This is a genomic window from Geothrix fermentans DSM 14018 (assembly GCF_000428885.1).
Taxonomy (GTDB): Bacteria; Acidobacteriota; Holophagae; order Holophagales; family Holophagaceae; genus Geothrix; species Geothrix fermentans.
This window is the reverse complement of the sequence record NZ_AUAU01000028.1, coordinates 13768-31870: the sequence shown is the minus strand read 5'-3', so window position 1 is coordinate 31870 and position 18103 is coordinate 13768. Positions and strand designations below refer to the sequence as shown.

The 18103-nt window shown below is 69.0% G+C and carries 12 protein-coding genes; 7 read left to right on the top strand and 5 right to left on the bottom strand.

The genetic code is table 11. The annotated features are described in order from the left end of the window. Positions 1–186: 186 nt before the first annotated feature. Positions 187–2235: an ATP-dependent DNA helicase gene (locus G398_RS0109655; protein ID WP_026853447.1), complete on the top strand. Its 2049-nt coding sequence runs from the start codon at positions 187–189 to the stop codon at positions 2233–2235. Between the two features lie 60 nt (positions 2236–2295). Here the strand turns inward: G398_RS0109655 and G398_RS19675 are convergent, their stop codons facing one another. Together G398_RS19675 and G398_RS0109645 are read right to left on the bottom strand one after the other, a co-directional pair. After that, positions 2296–4296, bottom strand: a complete 2001-nt coding sequence (locus G398_RS19675) for a M56 family metallopeptidase (RefSeq protein ID WP_052571783.1) — start codon at positions 4294–4296, stop codon at positions 2296–2298. Beyond that, positions 4293–4676, bottom strand: a complete 384-nt coding sequence (locus tag G398_RS0109645; RefSeq protein WP_043484652.1) for a BlaI/MecI/CopY family transcriptional regulator — start codon at positions 4674–4676, stop codon at positions 4293–4295. The genes G398_RS19675 and G398_RS0109645 overlap by 4 nt, the downstream gene beginning before the upstream one ends. Positions 4677–4799: 123 nt before the next feature. Here G398_RS0109645 and G398_RS0109640 point away from each other — a divergent pair, with 123 nt between their 5' ends. Next, positions 4800–7070: an aconitate hydratase gene (locus G398_RS0109640; RefSeq protein WP_026853445.1), complete on the top strand. Its 2271-nt coding sequence runs from the start codon at positions 4800–4802 to the stop codon at positions 7068–7070. Between the two features lie 6 nt (positions 7071–7076). On the opposite strand, the gene G398_RS0109635 is transcribed toward G398_RS0109640, so the two are convergent. Next, complete coding sequence (locus G398_RS0109635; RefSeq protein WP_026853444.1) at positions 7077–7712, bottom strand: trimeric intracellular cation channel family protein; 636 nt, start codon at positions 7710–7712, stop codon at positions 7077–7079. Beyond that, a complete protein-coding gene (locus G398_RS0109630) occupies positions 7705–8979 on the bottom strand; it encodes an amidohydrolase (RefSeq protein WP_026853443.1) in 1275 nt (424 codons plus the stop codon). The genes G398_RS0109635 and G398_RS0109630 overlap by 8 nt, the downstream gene beginning before the upstream one ends. Before the next feature lie 137 nt (positions 8980–9116). On the opposite strand from G398_RS0109630, the gene G398_RS17555 reads away from it, so the two are divergent. The 5 genes from G398_RS17555 (at position 9117) to G398_RS0109605 (ending at position 14885) form a co-directional block, all read left to right on the top strand. Further along, positions 9117–10070: a TonB-dependent receptor gene (locus tag G398_RS17555; RefSeq protein ID WP_052571782.1), complete on the top strand. Its 954-nt coding sequence runs from the start codon at positions 9117–9119 to the stop codon at positions 10068–10070. Positions 10071–10136: 66 nt separating this feature from the next. Then, the gene (gene leuS / locus G398_RS0109620) at positions 10137–12563 is read left to right on the top strand and encodes a leucine--tRNA ligase (RefSeq protein ID WP_026853442.1); all 2427 of its coding nucleotides are present in this window, start codon (positions 10137–10139) and stop codon (positions 12561–12563) included. A 4-nt stretch (positions 12564–12567) separates the two neighbouring features. Next, a complete protein-coding gene (locus G398_RS0109615) occupies positions 12568–13506 on the top strand; it encodes a PLP-dependent cysteine synthase family protein (protein WP_026853441.1) in 939 nt (312 codons plus the stop codon). Further along, positions 13506–14147, top strand: a complete 642-nt coding sequence (gene pyrE, locus G398_RS0109610; RefSeq protein WP_026853440.1) for an orotate phosphoribosyltransferase — start codon at positions 13506–13508, stop codon at positions 14145–14147. The genes G398_RS0109615 and pyrE overlap by 1 nt, the downstream gene beginning before the upstream one ends. Positions 14148–14327: 180 nt before the next feature. Continuing rightward, entirely contained in the window at positions 14328–14885 is a 558-nt protein-coding gene (locus G398_RS0109605; protein WP_026853439.1) for a cob(I)yrinic acid a,c-diamide adenosyltransferase, read from the top strand. A gap of 78 nt (positions 14886–14963) precedes the next feature. On the opposite strand, the gene G398_RS0109600 is transcribed toward G398_RS0109605, so the two are convergent. After that, on the bottom strand, positions 14964–18035 hold the full coding sequence (locus tag G398_RS0109600; RefSeq protein WP_026853438.1) for a TonB-dependent receptor: 3072 nt from the start codon (positions 18033–18035) through the stop codon (positions 14964–14966). Between the last annotated feature and the right edge of the window lie 68 nt (positions 18036–18103).

Below are 18103 nucleotides of genomic sequence, written 5' to 3'. Positions count from 1 at the left end.
CTGGCTGAGGCTCGCCGATAATCAGGTCCGAATAACCGCCTTCGTGGCCTTTGCTTTCTTCTTCGTGCCCTTCGTGGAGGCTTTTGAAGCCTTTGGCCGGGCCTCCGGGGGGCTGCACCCTCCTCGACCATCGCCCTGCTCCCAAGGAGATTCGCCCTTTTTCCGCCTTTGGCCCACACTGAGGGGATGGCGCATCCCATGGACCGCTACTTCGCCCCGCCGGAGGGACGGATCTTCGCCTGCTTCCCGGGGGCCGAGGACCGGCCCGGCCAGCGGCGCATGGCGGAGCTGGTCCACAACGCGGTCGTGGAGGGCACAGCCCGGTTCCAGCGCTGGCGGGACGGCGGCGGCGAGCCGGAAAACAGGCCCGAGGCCGTCATCCAGGCCGTGGAGGCGGGCACGGGCACGGGCAAGAGCCTGGGCTACCTGGTGCCGGCCCTGGCCGCCGGGCGGCAGCCCGTGCTGGTGGCCACGCGCACCAAGCAGCTCCAGCGCCAGCTGCTGGAGGAGGACGTGCCCCGGGCCTCGGGCATCCTGGGCCGGCCCATCAAGGCCGTGCTGGCCAAGGGCCGCGCCAACTACCTCTGCCGCACGGCCTGGGAGGCGGTCTCCACGGATCCCCACCTGGAGTTCACGCGGGCCGACCAGCAGCTCTGGCTGGCCCTCCAGCGCTGGACCCGTGAGACCCAGGACGGCGACCGTGAAGGCCTGGGCCGCTTCGGCGAGGGCGAGTCGCCCCTGTGGGACAAGCTCAACGCCCGGACCGAGCGCTGCACGGGCCGCCAGTGCCCGCGTTTCGAGGACTGCTTCCTCACGAAGCTCCGCGCCGAGGTGGCCGAGGCCGATCTCATCATCGTGAACCACGCCCTGCTGCTGGCGGACCGCGTGCTGCGGGAGTCCGCCTTCGGCCAGGTGCTGCCGGACGCGCCCGTGCTCATCCTCGACGAGGCCCACGACCTGGAGGAGCAGCTCACGGAGAGCTGCGCCGAGGCCTGGTCCAGCCGCGCCATGCAGCTGCTCTTCACGGACCTGCGGGACGCGGCCAAGGGCCAGGGTGCGGCGCTCCTGGCCCTGCTCGAGCCCTGGGAGAAGGCCTGGGGCGACCTCCTCGCCTGGGTGCCTCTGGAAGGCGGCGTGCTGCCCCTGCTCTCCCCGGGCCCGGAGATGAAGGCCCTGGCGGACGCCGTGGGCGCCTGGGTGGAGGCCGGCCACCCGCTCTGGATGGAGGCGCGGCGCCTGGCGGGGGCCGACCCCGAGAACCCGCTGTGGATGCGCCTGGCGGAGCGCGTGGGCACGGCCTTCTCGCGCATGGAGCAGATCTTCGCCCAGCCCGAGGGCTGGGTGTCCACGGTCAGCCGCGAGGGGTCGCACCTCGTCCACTTCAAGTCGAACCCCGTGGACGTGCGGCCCTTCTTCCACCAGCACGTGCGGCGGGGCTTCGAGAGCGTCGTCCTCACCAGCGCCACCTTGCGGGATGGCCGCGGCTTCAACGGCCTGGGCCTGCGCCTGGGCCTGACAAGGCCCGAGGTGGAGGCCGCCGAGCACGTGGACAGCCCCTTCGACTTCGAGGCCCAGGGCCTGCTCTTCGTGCCGCCGGGCCTGCCGGAGCGCCGGGCGGGCGGCGGTGGCGTGGGTGATCCCGCTTGGATCGAGGCCTCGCTCTCGGCCATGGAGCGCATGCTGCGCGCCAGCCGGGGCCGGGCCCTCCTGCTCTTCACCAGCCGCAAGATGCTGGCGGCCTTCCGCCCGCGCCTGGAAGACGCCCTGCCGGAGCTGACCTTCTTCGTGCAGGGGGACGGCCTCTCGCGAACCCAGCTGCTGGAGCGCTTCCGCGCCACGCCCTCGGCCGCGTTGCTGGGTCTCGCCAGCTTCTGGCAGGGCGTGGACCTGCCGGGCGACGCGCTCTCCCTGGTGGTGGTCTCCGCGCTGCCTTTCGCGCCGCCGGACGACCCCGTGCTCCAGGCCCGCATCCGCGAGGCGGACGCCCAGCGCGAGGGCCTGGGCTTCATCGGCATCCAGGTGCCCCAGATGACGCTAAAGCTCAAGCAGGGCATCGGCCGCCTCATCCGCACCCGCGGCGACCGCGGCGTGGTGGCCGTGCTGGATCCGCGCCTCATGCTGCCCAGCGAGGACTCCCGCGGGAAGCGCTACGCCGCCCAGGTGAGGGCCGCCCTGCCGCCCTTCCCGCTGACCCGGGACTGGGAGCGGGTGGAGGCCTTCCTGCGCAACTTGTAGGGTCGGCAGACCAAGGGCCCCGCGCGGGGCCCTTGGTCTGGAGCAGGCAGTGTCCCGGGTTCAGTCCCCGGGCCCGTCAGGTGGGGCGGGCGGTGCGGGCGGTGTCGGCGGGGCCGGGGACACCGGAGGCCGCGGCGGGACGGGGGCGCCCTTCGGCGTCTTGCGCCCCTTCGGCGTGGCGGCCATCTGCTTCTGGAGCTGGTCCAGGCGCTTCTGCATGGACTTCATGGCGGACTGGAGGGCCCGGATCTCCACCTGCGGATCCGCCTCGACGCCCGGGTGCCCGATGTGGATCTCGGGGATGTGGACCGGGGGGATGGTGATGTCCCCGGGCACCTCCACGACCATGTCCTCCTCGCCGGGCCCGGCGAAGACCCAGGTGCCCGCCTCGCCTTTCCCCGGGCGCGGGAGCTTGACGCGCTTCTCGACCACGTCCTTGCCATCCGCCCGCCTCCGGATGATGACGGTGTCCGGGCCGACGTCCTCGGTGAGGATCTCGACGTCCTTCCCGGCCTCCCCCTTCTTGCGGATCACTTCCATCCGGACCTTGCGGCGCTCGGCGCGGGCCTTTTCCAGGTCCGCCCGCGCCTTGTCCAGGTCGGCGCGGACCTTGGCGCGCTCCTCGGGGCTCAGCTCCGGGAGGCGGTCCAGGTCCTTCAGGTGCGTGTCCAGCTCCTTCAGGTGGGTGTCCAGCTCGCGGGTCTGGTCCTCCATCCGCCGGGTGCGGATCTCGATGCGATGGACCTTGTCCCGGGCCTTCTGGGCCTTGGCGGCATCCTTCACGGCCTCCCGCAGCCAGGCCTCACCCTCGGCATCCAGGGGCCGCTCCTGGCCGTCCACGGTGTAGGTCCGCTTCTCCTTGGAGGCGCTGTAGGCGCGGGTCTTCCCGCCCAGCTTCTCCTCCACGCGGAAGCTGCCATCGCCGGGCACGGCCACGGGTTCCTTCGCGGTAGCGTCCAGTTGGACATCCCCCTTCATCTGGAGGTCCAGCTTGCGGTCGCCGTCCACGACCTTCATGCGGGTGTTCTGCTCGGCTTTGGGGGCGGCCTCCTTCCCCTGGTCCTGGAGGGCCACGCCGGCCCCCAGCAGGGAGGCGGCGACGAGCGCCAGGGCCGCGGCCCGGGCGGCGTTGGAGGCGGGCAGGGCGGGCTGGAGCAGGTGGCGGACGCGGTGCATGAGGGAACCTCCATTGGCGGCCAGGGCCAGGTGGGGGGCGGGGGACGCGGCCTCGCGCAGAGCCTCCAGATCGGTCAGGGCGCGGGCCAGGAGCAGGGGATCGCCGCAGAGGGAGGCGGCCACGTCGTCGCAGCAGAGCTCGCGCTCGTGCCGGATGCGGGCCGACAGCCACCAGACGGCCGGGTGGTAGAAGAGGGTCACTTCGACCAGGGACTGGAGCAGGTTCACCAGGAAGTCGCCGCGGCGGATATGGGCCAGCTCATGGGCCAGAATGGCCTCCAGCTGCCGGGGGGCCAGGCCGGAGAGGGCGCAGGCCGGAAGGAGGATGACTGGGCGCAGCCAGCCCAGGGCCGTGGGGACATCCACCGCGGCGGATCGGAGCAGGCGCACCGTGCGGGAGAGCCTCAGCTCCCGGCAGAGCCGCGACAGCACCAGGTGCCACTCGGCGGGCACCGGCGAGGCCCCGTGGTGGCGCAGGCGCTGCACGCGCGCCCAGCCGCCCAGGAAGCGGCCCGAGAGCAGGGCCACGCCCAGGGCCCAGGTCCCGAGCAGCCAGGGCAGCCACGGATCCAGGGCCGCCTTCAGGCGCAGGGGCAGGGGTGCCTCGGCAATCAGGGCCCCGGCCGCCTCCACGGGCAGGCCAGCGGGTTCCGCCTGGACGACCTGGTGCTGGAGGACGAGGAAGGTGGCGACGGGCGCCGCGATCATCAGGAGGAGGGCGGCGCAGGCCGCGCCATAGCGGGCCCGGGCGCTGGCGCCCCGCAGCAGGGCCAGAGCCAGCCAGGCCAGGAGGCCCAGGGCGGCGCCCTGCCAGAGGAAGTGGAGGAGCGTCCAGCCCAGGGCCTGGGCCCAGGGCGCCTGGACGAGCGTGGCCAGCGGACTCATCGCTTCCCTCCTTCAGCCTGGTCGAGCAGTTTCCGGATCTCCGCCAGCTCCTCGCGGCTGGCCCGGCGGGTGGCCAGGGCCTGCATGACGAGGCTGAGGGAGGACCCTCCGAAGGCCTTGTCCAGCAGGTCGTCCAGCAGGGAACGCTGGGTCTGGGCCTGAGTCTGGGTGGCGGAGAAGACGTGCACCCGGTCCGAGGCGTCCCGCTGCACCAGGCCCTTCTCGTCCATGATCTGGAGCATCTTCAGCACCGTGGTGTAGCCCAGCTCCCGCTCCGCGGAAAGCACCTCGAAGACCTGCCGCACCGTGCTGGGCCCCCGCTCCCACAGCACCCGGAGGATGGCGAGTTCGGCGTCGGTGGGCCTGGGGGAAGGGGTCATGGGAAAGCGCTCCAGGAAGGCAGTGCCGAGAATGTACGACAAGTTTCGTGGTTGTCAACGAAGATTGTCGTACATGGTTTGGTTTTCGACGGGGCTACACTGCTTTCCCTGGAGGATTCCGCCATGGCGCAGATCGAATCCACCCCCTCGTTTGTGAAGGCCGTCTACGAACGCATGGCCGCCAACCTGAAGGTGGTGCGCCATCGCCTGAACCGGCCCCTCTCCCTGGCTGAAAAAATCGTCTACGGCCACCTGGACCACCCGGACCAGGCCGAGATCCTGCGGGGGAAGAGCTACCTGGAGCTTCGGCCGGACCGCCTGGCCATGCAGGACGCCACGGCCCAGATGGCCCTCCTCCAGTTCATGACCTCGGGGCTGCCCGAGGTGGCCGTGCCCTCCACGGTCCACTGCGACCACCTCATCCAGGCCGAGGTGGGCTCCAGCCCGGACCTGGCCCGGGCCAACACCGAGAACAAGGAGGTCTACGACTTCCTCTCGTCCGTCTGCGACAAGTACGGCCTGGGCTTCTGGCGCCCGGGCAGCGGCATCATCCACCAGGTGGTGCTGGAGACCTACGCCTTCCCCGGCGGCCTGATGATCGGCACGGACTCGCACACGCCCAACGCGGGCGGCCTGGGCATGGTGGCCATCGGCGTGGGTGGGGCGGACGCCGTGGACGTCATGGCGGGCCTGCCCTGGGAGCTGAAGGCGCCCAAGCTCATCGGCGTGAAGCTCACCGGCGCCTTCCGCGGCTGGACCTCCCCCAAGGATGTCATCCTCAAGCTGGCGGGCATCCTCACGGTGAAGGGCGGCACCGGCGCCATCGTGGAGTACTTCGGCCCCGGGGTGGACGCCATCTCCTGCACGGGCATGGGCACCATCTGCAACATGGGTGCCGAGATCGGCGCCACCACGAGCCTCTTCCCCTTCAACCACCGCATGGCGGACTACCTGCGGGCCACGGGCCGCAGCGAGATCGCGGCGCTGGCCGAGGGCTTCTGCGAGCACCTGAGGGCCGACGAAGGCTGCCAGTACGACCAGGTGGTGGAGATCGACCTCAGCACGCTGGAGCCCCACATCAACGGGCCCTTCACGCCGGACCTGGCCTGGCCCCTGTCGAAGTTCGCCGCCGCCGTGAAGGAGAAGGGCTACCCCGAGGAGCTGAAGGTGGGCCTCATCGGCAGCTGCACCAACTCCAGCTACGAGGACATGGAGCGCGCCGCCAGCGTGGCGCGGCAGGCCCTGGACCACGGCGTGAAGGCCAAATCGACCTTCACCATCACCCCGGGCAGCGAGCAGATCCGGGCCACCATCGAGCGCGACGGGCAGATGGCGACCTTCACGGCGGTGGGCGGCACGGTGCTGGCCAACGCCTGCGGTCCCTGCATCGGCCAGTGGAAGCGCCACGACATCCAGAAGGGTGAGCGGAACTCCATCATCACGAGCTTCAACCGCAACTTCGCCGCGCGGAACGACGCCAACCCCGAGACCTGCGCCTTCGTGGCTTCGCCGGAGATCGTCACGGCCTTCGCCCTGGCGGGCCGTCTCACCTTCAACCCCGAGACGGACACGCTCACCGGCGCGGATGGCAAGGCGTTCAAGCTGGCACCGCCCAGCGGCGACAGCCTCCCGAAGAAGGGCTACGACCCCGGCCAGGCCACCTACCAGGCGCCTCCCGCCGACCGGCACCGCATCGAGGTGAAGATCGATCCGGAGAGCCAGCGCCTCCAGAAGCTGGAGCCCTTCAAGGCCTGGGAGGGCACGGACCTGGCGGACCTGCGCATCCTCATCAAGGCCCAGGGCAAGTGCACCACCGACCACATCTCCGCCGCCGGGCCCTGGCTCAGGTTCCGCGGACACCTGGACAACATCAGCAACAACCTCCTCATCGGCGCCACCAATGCCTTCAACGGCTCCGTCAACCGCGTGAAGAACCTGCTCGCGGGCATCTATGACGAGGTGCCCAAGGTGGCCCGGGCCTACAAGGCCGCCGCCGAACGAGGAGAGATGGGCGGCTGGGTGGTCATCGGCGACGAGAACTACGGCGAGGGCTCCAGCCGCGAGCACGCGGCCATGGAGCCCCGGCACCTGGGCGGCCGCGCCATCATCGTGAAGAGCTTCGCCCGCATCCACGAGACCAACCTCAAGAAGCAGGGGATGCTGCCCCTCACCTTCGCGGACCCCGCCGACTACGACAAGCTCCGGGAGGACGACCGCCTCGCCATCCAGGGCCTCACCACCTTCGCGCCCGGCAGGCCCCTCACCCTGGTGGCCACGCATGCGGACGGCGGCGAGGACCGGATCACGCTGAACCACACCTTCAACGAGGGCCAGATCGCCTGGTTCAAGGCCGGCTCGGCCCTGAACCTCATGGGGGGCAAGGCGAAGAAGTAGCCTCGCTCAGCCCCCGGAGCCCGCCTCGCGCCGGCCGAAGCGGGGCATGTTCCAGCCGTACCGCAGCGACAGGTAGCGCAGCCCGAAGCAGGCCAGGAGGCCCGGCCAGGTGGCCCAGGCCGCGCCCCAGTGGAAGTGCTGCGCCAGCACCACCAGCAGGGCGCCCAGCAGGGCGGCGGAGGCGTAGATCTCCCGCTCCAGCACCACCGCCACGCGGCCGAGCAGCATGTCCCGGATGATGCCTCCGCCCACGGCGGTGAACATCCCGAGGAGGATGGCGGTCTCGGCGTTGCGGCCCATGCCCAGCGCCTTCTGGGTGCCGGCCACGGCGAACATGGCCATGCCCAGGGCGTCGAAGAGGAGCACCGGGTAACGCAGGCGCCGCACCCAGCCGTAGGCGCCGATGGTGGCCAGGGCGCCCAGGATGGCGAGGGCCAGGTAGCGCCAGTCCGCCAGGCCCACGGGCGGCAGGGCGCCGAGGCAGAGGTCGCGCACGATGCCGCCGCCGCAGGCGGTGACGAAGGCCAGGGCCACGATGCCGAACAGGTCCAGGTCCCGCTGGCGGGCGGCCGCGGCGCCGCTGATGGCGAAGACGAAGATGCCCGCCAGGTCGAGGAACTCGAAGATCGCGCGCTCAGGCATGGCCGGCGGATTCCCCGTCGCAGAGCCAGACTCCGGCCGCGGCCAGCATGGCCAGGAGGCCGGTCTTCAGGGTGGGGTGAAGCACGGGGGCGAACCTGGACGAGTGGTTGCTGGGGATGCGGTTGACCTGCCCCTCGGCTTTGGCCTTGGCGTAGACGCCGGGATCGGTGCCGCCCACGAACCAGAACACGTAGGGCGTCTTCCAGGCCCGGCCGAAGTGGCTGAAGTCCTCGCTGGCCGCCGCGGGTGCCGTCTCGTAGGCCGCCTCCCCGAACCGGGCCTTGAAGACCTCCATCACCCGCGCCGTCGCCGCCGCATCGTTCACGGTCATGGGGTAGCTGTTCAAGGGGGTGAACTCGGGATCCCGCGGGGCGTTGGAGGCCGCGCACTCGGCGCAGCAGATCCGCTTCACCGCGGAGAGGACGTGGTCGCGCACGCCCTCGTCGTAGGTGCGGATGTTCAGCTTGAGGGTGGCGTCTTCGGGGATGATGTTCTCCTTGGTGCCGGCCTGGAGCGAGCCGATGGTGAGTACGGCGCTGTCCAGGGGGCCCACCTCGCGGGAGACGATGGTCTGGAGCCGGAGGACCGTGGAGGCCGCCATGACCACGGGATCGATGGAGGTCTGGGGCTGGGAGCCGTGGGAGCCGCGCCCGAAGAGCTGAACCTGGAGGCTGTCCCCGGCGGAGAGGATGGTGCCGCTGCGGATGCCCACGGTGCCCGCCGTCCCCACCATCACGTGCTGGCCCAGGATGACGTCCGGTCGGGGGAACCGCTCGGTCATCCCGTCGTCCACCATGCCCTTGGCGCCGCGGCCGACCTCCTCCCCGGGCTGGAATACGGCCAGGAGGGTGCCCTTCCACAGGTCCCGGTGCTCGCCCAGCACGCGAGCCGCGCCCATGAGCCAGGCCACGTGCAGATCGTGGCCGCAGGCGTGGGAGACGCCCACCTCCACGCCCACCTCATTTTTCGCCCTGACCGTGCTCGCGTAGGGCAGCCCCGTGGCCTCCACCACCGGCAGGGCGTCCATGTCCGCCCGCAGCATCACGGTGGGCCCGGAGCCGTTGCGCAGGAGGCCCACCACGCCCGTGCCGCCCACGCCTGTCGTCACCTCGAAGCCGCACCTGGCCAGGTGTTCCGCCGCGAGCTTCGCGGTGCGAACCTCCTGCATGGACAGCTCCGGGTGGCTGTGGAGATCCTTGTAGATCGCCTCCAGCTCCGGCAGGAGCGCGTCCAGATGGGGTTCGAGCGCCTTGGCCAGCGGGTCCATGTGCCCTCCGTGGGCAGATATCATGCACCTTTTCCCCGTTCCGGTGGGATTCCCACCGGAACCCGTCTCGTGGAACGGTATTGGCACGGGCCTCACCTGTCGTAACATGGGTTCTGGGATGGCCCCTGGGGGAAGTGATGAAGCGTACTCATGCGGGGCTCCTGCTGGTCTGCGGCCTGATGGGGGGCTCCCCCGCCCGGGCCTGCGGCGCCTGCGGCTGCACCTTGAATTCCGACTGGTCCAGCCAGGGCCATGCCGTGGGCCCCGGCCTCCGGTTCGACCTCCGCTACGACTATTTCTCCCAGGATCAGCTCCGGCGGGGCACCCGGTCCGTGGACCGGGCGAGCTTCGGGCTTCCTGCCGAGGAGGAGGTCCAGGAGAAGACCCTCAACCGCAACCTGACGCTGACCCTGGACGTCAGCCCCGGCCCGGATTGGGGCCTGACGGTGCTGGTGCCCGCCTACGACCGCTACCACGCCACCGTGGCGGAGGGGGACGTGGACCCCTCCATGTCCCAGATCACGGGCCTCGGTGACATCCGGGTGCTGGGGCGCTACCAGGGATTCTCGGAGGAACACGCCTTCGGGGTGCAGCTGGGCCTGAAGCTGCCCACGGGTGGATTCCACCAGACCTTCGGGGCCGGGGCCCAGGCGGGCCAGCCCCTCGACCGCGGCCTGCAGATGGGTACGGGCACCACGGACCTGCTCATCGGCGCCTATGCCTTCGGGGACCTCACCCAGACCTGGGGCGTCTTCGCCCAGGTGCTGGTCCAAAAGCCCCTGGGGGAGCGGGAGGGCTTCAAACCCGGTGACGGCCTGAACGCCAGCGGCGGGGTCCGCTACACCGGATTCAGGGGCATCACCCCCCACCTTCAGCTGAACTTGCGGGCCGAGGGCCGCGAATCAGGCCCCCAGGCGGATGCGGCCAACAGCGGGGCCACCCTGGTCTACCTCAGTCCGGGCGTCACCCTGGACCTCGGCCGCGCCCTGCAGGTGTATGCCTTTGCGCAGGTACCCGTGGCCCAGCGTGTGACGGGCCTGCAGCTGGAGCCGCGCTGGAGCATGTCCCTCGGGCTGCACTGGAGCCTCTAGGTCCGGGCCCAGGCTGGAGGAGGGGCGATTTCCTTGTAGAATCAAGGGTTCCAGTGGAGTTTCGCCATGCCCTTCCAGCCCCTGACCCAGGAACCCGAGATCCAGCGCCGCTGGCTCGAGTCCGGCGCCTTCCGCGCCAAGCGGTCCCGGGAGCTGCTGCCGGATTCCAGGACCTTCTACATGCTCGTGATGCTGCCCTACCCCAGCGGCCGCATCCACATGGGGCACGTGCGCAACTACACCCTGGGCGATGTGACGGCGCGCTTCCGCAGGATGCGGGGCTACGAGGTCATGCATCCGCTCGGCTGGGACAGCTTCGGCCTGCCGGCGGAGAACGCCGCCATCAAGCACGGCATCCACCCCGCCATCTGGACCCGCAAGAACATCGAGGAGATGAAGGGCCAGATCCAGAAGATGGGCATCAGCTACGACTGGGACCGCGAGATCGCCAGCTTCCAGGACGACTACTACCGCTGGAACCAGTGGCTCTTCCTCAAGATGTGGGAGGCCGGGGACGTCTTCCGCGCCATGCGCACCGTGAACTGGTGCGAGGCGCTGGGCACCGTGCTGGCCAACGAGCAGGTGGTGGACGGCAAGGATGAGCGCACCGGCTTCCCCGTGGTGCAGAAGCCCCTGGAGCAGTACTTCTTCAAGACGACGAAATACGCCGACGAGCTGTTGGACTGCCTGGATGGTCTGGACTGGCCCGAGAACGTGAAGACCATGCAGCGCAACTGGATCGGCCGCTCCGAGGGGGCCCGGGTGCGCTTCGCGCTCCCGGGTGGGGAGGACATCGAAGTCTTCACCACGCGCCTCGATACGCTCTTCGGCGTCACCTTCATGGCGCTCAGCACCGAGCACCCGGTCATCGAGCAGGCGGCGGAGACGGATCCCGGGCTGAAGGCCTTCTGTGACCAGGTGGCGGCCATCAGCCGCGAGGAGCGCCTCACCAGCGATGTGAAGCTGGGCCACCGCACGGCGCTTTCCGTCATCCACCCGTTCACGGGCGACAAGGTGCCGGTCTTCGCCGCCAACTACGTGCTGATGGATTACGGCACGGGCGCGGTCATGGGCGTGCCCGCCCACGACGAGCGGGACCACGAGTTCGCGCAGAAGTACGGCCTGCCCATCCCCAAGGTGATCGAGGCCGAGAGCGAATGGGATCTAGGCACCCTCGTCAACAGCGGCGAGTTCACAGGCCTGAAGAGCGAGGATGCCGTCACGGCCATGGTGGCCCAGCTCAACGGCCGCGCCGAGAAGACCACCACGTACAAACTCAAGGACTGGGGCCTCAGCCGCCAGCGCTACTGGGGCACACCCATCCCCACCGTCCACTGTCCCAAGTGCGGCGTGGTGCCCGAAAAGCCCGAGAACCTCCCCGTGCGCCTGCCCGAGGATGTGGCCTTCACCGGCCACGGCCCCTCGCCCCTGACCACGTCTTCCTCTTTCTTGGACACGAAGTGTCCAAGCTGTGGCGCGGATGCCCGTCGTGAAACGGATACCATGGACACCTTCGTGGACAGCAGCTGGTACTGGCTGCGCTACCTGGATCCGAAGAACGCCGAGCTGCCCTTCGCCAAGGTTGAGAGCGACGCCTGGATGCCCGTGGACCTCTACGTGGGCGGCATCGAGCACGCCACCATGCACCTCATCTACGCCCGGTTCTTCTACAAGGTTCTGCGGGACCTGGGCCTGGCCAGTGGCCCCGAACCGTTCCAGAAGCTCATCTGCCAGGGCATGGTGCTGAAGGACGGCTCGAAGATGAGCAAGTCCAAGGGCAACATCGTGGACCCCGACGAGGTGATCTCCAAGTACGGCGCCGATGCGCTCCGGCTCTTCATGATCTTCGCCGCGCCCATCGAGAAGGAGATCGACTGGACGGGGTTCGAGGGCATCGAGGGCGCCAGCCGCTTCCTCAAGCGCGTCACGCGCATGGTGGAGGATCACGCCGTCACCACGGGCCCGCTGCCCGCCAAGGATGCCCTCAGCGCCGGGGAGAAGACGCTCCTTATCAAGCTCAACCAGACCATCGCCCGCCTCACGGACGACCTGGAGCGCCGCTACCAGTTCAACACCGTGGTGTCCGGCCTCATGGAACTGTCGAATGCGCTGGGCGACCTGCCTGCGGGTGCCCCCCACCGCGGCGCCGTGATGCAGCACGCGCTCGAGGCCTTCGTGCGGATGATGTCGCCGGTGGCGCCGCACCTGGCCGAGCAGCTCTGGTCCACGCTCGGCAAGCCCGGCCTCTGCATGCAGGCGGCCTGGCCCGAGGCCGATGGGCAGTACCTGGAAGCCGACGAGGTGCTGGTGGTGGTGCAGGTGAACGGCAAGGTGCGTGGCCGCATCACCGTGCCCGCCCATGCGGACGAGGCCCAGCGGCGCGCGGCGGCCCTGGCCTGCGCCGAGGCCCAGGCCCACCTGGCGGGCAAGGAGATCGTGAAAGTGGTCCTTCCTCCGGGCGGCAAGCTCGTGAGCATCGTGGTGAAAGGCTGATCCCGTGGCAAACGCCCTTCCTCCCGTCGTCGATACCGTCCTGGACCTGGTGGGGAACACCCCCCTGCTGCACCTGACCCGCTTCGCGCCGGGCCTCCAGCTCTTCTCCAAGCTGGAGTACCTCAACCCCGGCGGCAGCGTGAAGGACCGCATCGGCGTGGGCATGATCAAGGCCGCCGAGGCCCTGGGCCAGATCAAGCCGGGCCTCAGCACCATCATCGAGCCCACCGCCGGCAACACCGGCGTGGGCCTGGCCATCGCAGCCAAGGCGCTCGGCTACCGCTGCATCCTCTGCGTGCCGACGAAGTACAGCCGCGAGAAGATGATGCTCATGAAGGCCCTGGGCGCGGAGCTGGTGCTCATCCCCAAGGAGCAGGGCATGAAGGGCGCCATCGCCAAGTGCCAGGAGCTGGCGGCGAGCATCCCCCACGCCTTCGTGCCCCAGCAGTTCGACAACCCCAGCAACCCCGACAGCCACTACGCCACCACAGGCCCCGAGATCTGGCAGCAGATGGAGGGCCGCGTGGATGCGGTGGTGCTGGGCGCGGGCAGCGGCGGCACCTTCACGGGCATCGCCCGCTACCTCAAAGAAAAGAACCCCGCCCTCAAGGCCGTGGTGGTGCAGCCCGTGGGCTCGGTCTACTGCGGCGCCCCCGTGGGCGAGTGGGTGGTGGAGGGTGTGGGCAACGGCTTCATCCCCGCCAGCCTCGACCTCTCGCTGGCGGACCGCATCATCGACGTGGCGGACGCGGACAGCCTGGCCACGGCCCGGGAGCTCATCGCCACCGAGGGCTGCCTGGTGGGCGCCTCCGCGGGCGCCAACGCCTGGGCCGCCCGCGAATATGCGAAGACCCTGCCCGCCGGTTCCCGGGTGGTGACGCTCTTCCCCGATGGGGCCGAGCGCTACATGTCCAAGCAGCCCGTGGCTGACCTGGAGCTCTGATGTCCCTCTCGCCCCGGGATCTCGTCGCCTGCCTGCTGGACGTGGGCGCCGTGCGCCTCCAACCCCTGGACCCCTTCACCTGGGCCAGCGGCCTGAAGGCGCCCATCTACTGCGACAACCGGCAGCTGCTGGGCTTCCCCGAGGCCCGCGGCCTTATCGTGGAGGCCCTGGCGGCCCGGACGGCCAGCTTCGCCCCCACGCTCGTGGCCGGCGCCGCCACGGCGGGCGTGCCCTGGGCGGCCATGGTGGCGGACCGCCTGGGGTTGCCCATGGCCTACGTGCGTCCCACGCCCAAGAACCACGGCATGGGCCGCCAGGTGGAGGGCCCGCTGGCCAAGGGGCACCGCGCCGTGCTCATCGAGGACCTGATCTCCACGGGCATGTCGAGCCTCAAGTGCGCGGATGCCCTCAGGGCCGAGGGTGCCGAGGTGCCCGCGGTGCTGGCCCTCTTCAGCTATGGCCTGCCCCAGGCGGAAGCGGCCTTCGCCGCGGCGCGCATCCGGTTCGAGGTGCTCGGTTCGTTCCAGGTGCTGTCCGAGGAGGCCGAGCATCGCGGCATCCTGGATGCCACCGGCCTGGCCGCCCTGGCGGACTGGCGCACCGATACCGTGGCCTGGAGCCGCGCCCGCGGCGGGGCGTAGGCGCCGACCCGCACCGGCAAAAGGCGCTGACAGGATTAACAGGATTAAGTGATTGATTAACAGGATTAGGGCAACAGATTGAATCCAAAATGGGACGATTTTATTTTTCCTTTCTTTCTCTAATCCTGTTAATCCTGCTTTCCATCCTGTTAATCCTGTCCCAGTCTTTTCGAGGTTGTCATGAAGCTGTACACGCGCACGGGTGACGATGGCTCCTCGGGGCTCTTCGGGGGGGAGCGGGTCAGCAAGTCGCACCTGCGCCTGGTGGCCTACGGCACGCTGGACGAGCTGAACAGCGTCATGGGCCTGCTGTTGCTCCACGCTACGGCTCCCTGCGCCACGCCGGAGACCCTGCAGCGCATCCAGCATGACCTCTTCGTGCTGGGGGCCATCCTGGCCACGCCCGCCAACCGCCAGGAGCTGCTGGGGGCCCGCATGAGCAGGCCCACCTGGACCTTGGCGGACATGGAGGCCGACATTGACCGCCTGGCGGCCCTGGCGCCCCCCATGACGGCCTTCGTGCTGCCCGGGGGCACGCCCGCCTCGGCCCACGCCCACCTGGCCCGCACGGTCTGCCGCCGGGCGGAACGCGAGGTGGTGGCCCTCACCCACGAGGAGCCGCTGAACCCCGCCGTCCTGGCCTACCTGAACCGCCTCAGCGACTGGCTCTTCGCCCTCGCCCGCGCCGAGAACGCCACCGCCGGCGTGGCCGACATCCAGTGGGTGCCGAAGGACTGATCGTACTGAATCCCAGCGGAGGCGGTACAAGGCTCGGCCCCCGTTCGGGGGCCGAGTCATGCGGACCGGAGATCCGGGCTAGAAGGCGATCTTCACGCCAAGGTTGAAGCGGCGGGGGAGAACATAGCCGTAAGCCTGGCCTTGGGTCAGGTAGCCGGAACCTACGAAGTTGGAAACGGCGGCGATGTCCGTGGCCTGCTGCTTGTTGAAGAAGTTGAACACGTCGGTGTAGACGGATCCCTTTAGGCGCTTCCAGAGCTTGAAATCGTACTGGAGGTGCACGTCCATGGTGTCGTAGCGGGGGCTCATGTTCGTCCCGAGCATCTCGGTGTTCAGCAGCGTGGGATCGCTGGGCACCTTCAGCAGCAGGCGGGAGGAGAAGGCCTGCGAGGGGCTGTAGTGGTAGCCGGACACCACGTTGTAGGTGGCGCCCAGGGTGACTCCGGAATCCCACTTGTAGTAGAGATTCGCCTTGGCCAGCCAGTCGACGGAGCCTTCGAGGCTGCCGTTGTTGTAGGGCAGGCGGGGATCAAAGCGGGCGAGATCGCCCTGGTAGTCGGCGTTGCCGGAGCTGTTGGAGTTGCCCGTGGCGCGGACCTTCGTGTAGGTGGCGAAGCCACCCCAGTGGTCCTGGAGCTTGCGGGTGACCGTGAAGTCGAAGGTGTTGTAGTAGCGGAAGCCTCCGGGCAGGTTGGCCAGCACGAAGTTCAGCTTGCCCTTGGCCACCCGATCGACATTCTGGGCGCCGGAGTAGCCACCGCCGGCGAAGTAATTGGGATCGATGACGAGGGCGCGGTAGGCGTCGATGACGGCCTGGCCAGATGCAGACAGGGTGGAGTAAGCCCCTGTCCCGAGCTTGAAGACCGAGCGGGCTTCAGCTTCGAGGGCGTTCACATCGGTGTAGAGCGTGGGATCCCAATCCTCCACGATGTCGTAGTCGCGGCGGTAGGTGTAGGTGGCTTCGGCGGACCAGGCGTTGCCGAAGTCCTGGGCGAAGCCAAGGCGGAACTCATCGGTCTTGGGCAGCTTGAAGGTATCCGCGAACACGGCGTCTACGGTCTTGCTGCCGCCGCGGGTGTTCTCAGTCACCCATACACCGGCGAGGCGGATGTCCTCCGTCTGGACCGAGCTGCTGAGACTGCCGGTGAAGCGGACCATGTCCAGCTTGATGGGGTCGATGTAGCGGCCGAAGTAGGCGTAGGCCTTGCTGCGGCCGTTGCCCTTCACGTCCCAGGTCAGGCCCAGGCGGGGCGCCCAGTTGACGCCCGTCTTGAACAGGGACTGGCCATTGTCGGCCTTGTACTCGTAGGTATCGAAGCGAACGCCCGGGCTGAAGGTCCAGGTGCCGATCTGCCACTGGTCCTGGATGTAGCCGCCCTGGGTTTCCAGCCTCGGGGAGGATGTGGCCTGGCTCGCCAGGTTGCGACGGTAGCCCATGTAGCCCATGTAGGGGCGAGCGGGATCATACAGCTCGGTGAACTGGTAGGCGCCCAGCTCTGCCAGGCTCACGACGCCATCGCTGTTGGTGTCCAGGGCCGTGCGCACGGTGGGGTAGGCGCCGCTGTTGATGGCTGTCAGCATGCGGCTGCCGGTGCCCGGGACGAAGCCGCTGTAGTTCTTGTCCACGTAGTCGAAGGTGGGCGCCGGACCACCGGCGACATTCCCCACGGGGCCCAGGTTTTCGTACCAGGCGCCATTGGAGATGAAGATCGTCTGGGTAAGCTCGGACTTGCCCTTCTGGACGCCCAGCTTGAGGGTATGGCTACCCAGGGCGTCGAAGAGGTAGGTGAAGTCCACGCGGCCATTGTCCACCTGGTACTTGCGCTTCGTGCCGGCGGAACTGCCGCCGAAGAGGCGCTGGATGGTGGGAACAGAACCCGCGATGGGGTCGGTCTGCACCGTGACCTGGGCTCCCAGATTGGGGTACAGGGCCTGGGTGGTGTCCACTTCCTCGTGGCGGAGGAAGCGGGCGTCCAGGATGAACTTGGATTCCTGCCAGGTGTAGGAGAGGTTGTAGTTATTGCCGCCCCGCTCCGTCTGATTGGCCTGGCTGGTGGGAGTTCTGGGGTTGTTCAGGTTGTCGAATTTCCCAGGATTCCGGCTGAACCCGCCCACGAAGGTATGACCCTGGATTGGATTCCAGGTGAGCTTCACGAAGTACCGCTGCTCATCGTTGAGGACGGATTCACGTGTTTCACCGGGGGTCAGGGTGGCCGTCGGGTGCACGTCGATCTTCCCGGATTCCTTCACGGTCTGCCCGGAGGCCACGATCCAGAGGCGGTCCTTGAGGATGGGACCCGAGAAATAGAGGGTCGTGTCCTTGACCTCGGAGTTCACCACGGCGGGACGGCCCCGGCCAACCTGGTTCCACCAATCGCTGCCCCGATAGTAGTAGTTCAGGCCGCCGCTCCAGTCATTGGAGCCGGAGATGGTGGTGGTGTTGGAGAACAGGCCGGCGCGGGCGGTGTATTCGGCGGTGATGGCGCCGGTCTTGATGTCCTGGGCGGCGACGAGTTCCGGAGCGATGGTCGTGCGGTAGGTGCCGGCCTCGGGGCTGGTCACGTCGATGCCGTCGATCATGTAGGTGTTGTTGCGGGCCCCGTTGTTGCCGAAGTTGTCACGGTTGAGGCCGGCGGCCAGCGAGGGGTTGCCGCCGACGCTGATGACGCCAGGGGCCAGGTTCAGGGTGGCCAGCTGGCTGCGGACCACGGGGAGGTTGGTCAGCTCTTCCTGGGTGAGCTGGGTGCCAGCCGTGACGGTGGTGACATCCACGGCGCTGACGGTGCTCACCACTTCGACCACCGCGGCGCCGACGGGCGCCAGGCGGGCGTTCACGCCCTGGGTCTGGTCCACCAGCACGTCCACCTTGTCGATGGTGGCCGTCTGGAACTCCTTGGCCGTGACCACGACCTTGAAGCGGCCGGGCGTGAGGCGCAGGAAGCGGGCCTTGCCTTCGCGGTCCGTGACCTCGGTGCGGGCGCCGCCGATCTGGGTGGGGCTGGAGATGGTGACCGTGGCGCCAGCGACGATGGCGCCGGTGGTGCTGGTGACGGTGACGGTGATGCCGCCATCTCCGGCCGCGTGCAGGCTGGCGCCCATCGCCACGAGGAGGGCCGTGGTCCGGGCCATCCGGGAGGGGGAGAGATACATGCAGGACTCCTGATGAGTGCGGGCAGCCGCACGAGTGAAGGTGGCTTGTCGCCGTCTCCGCCTGCACC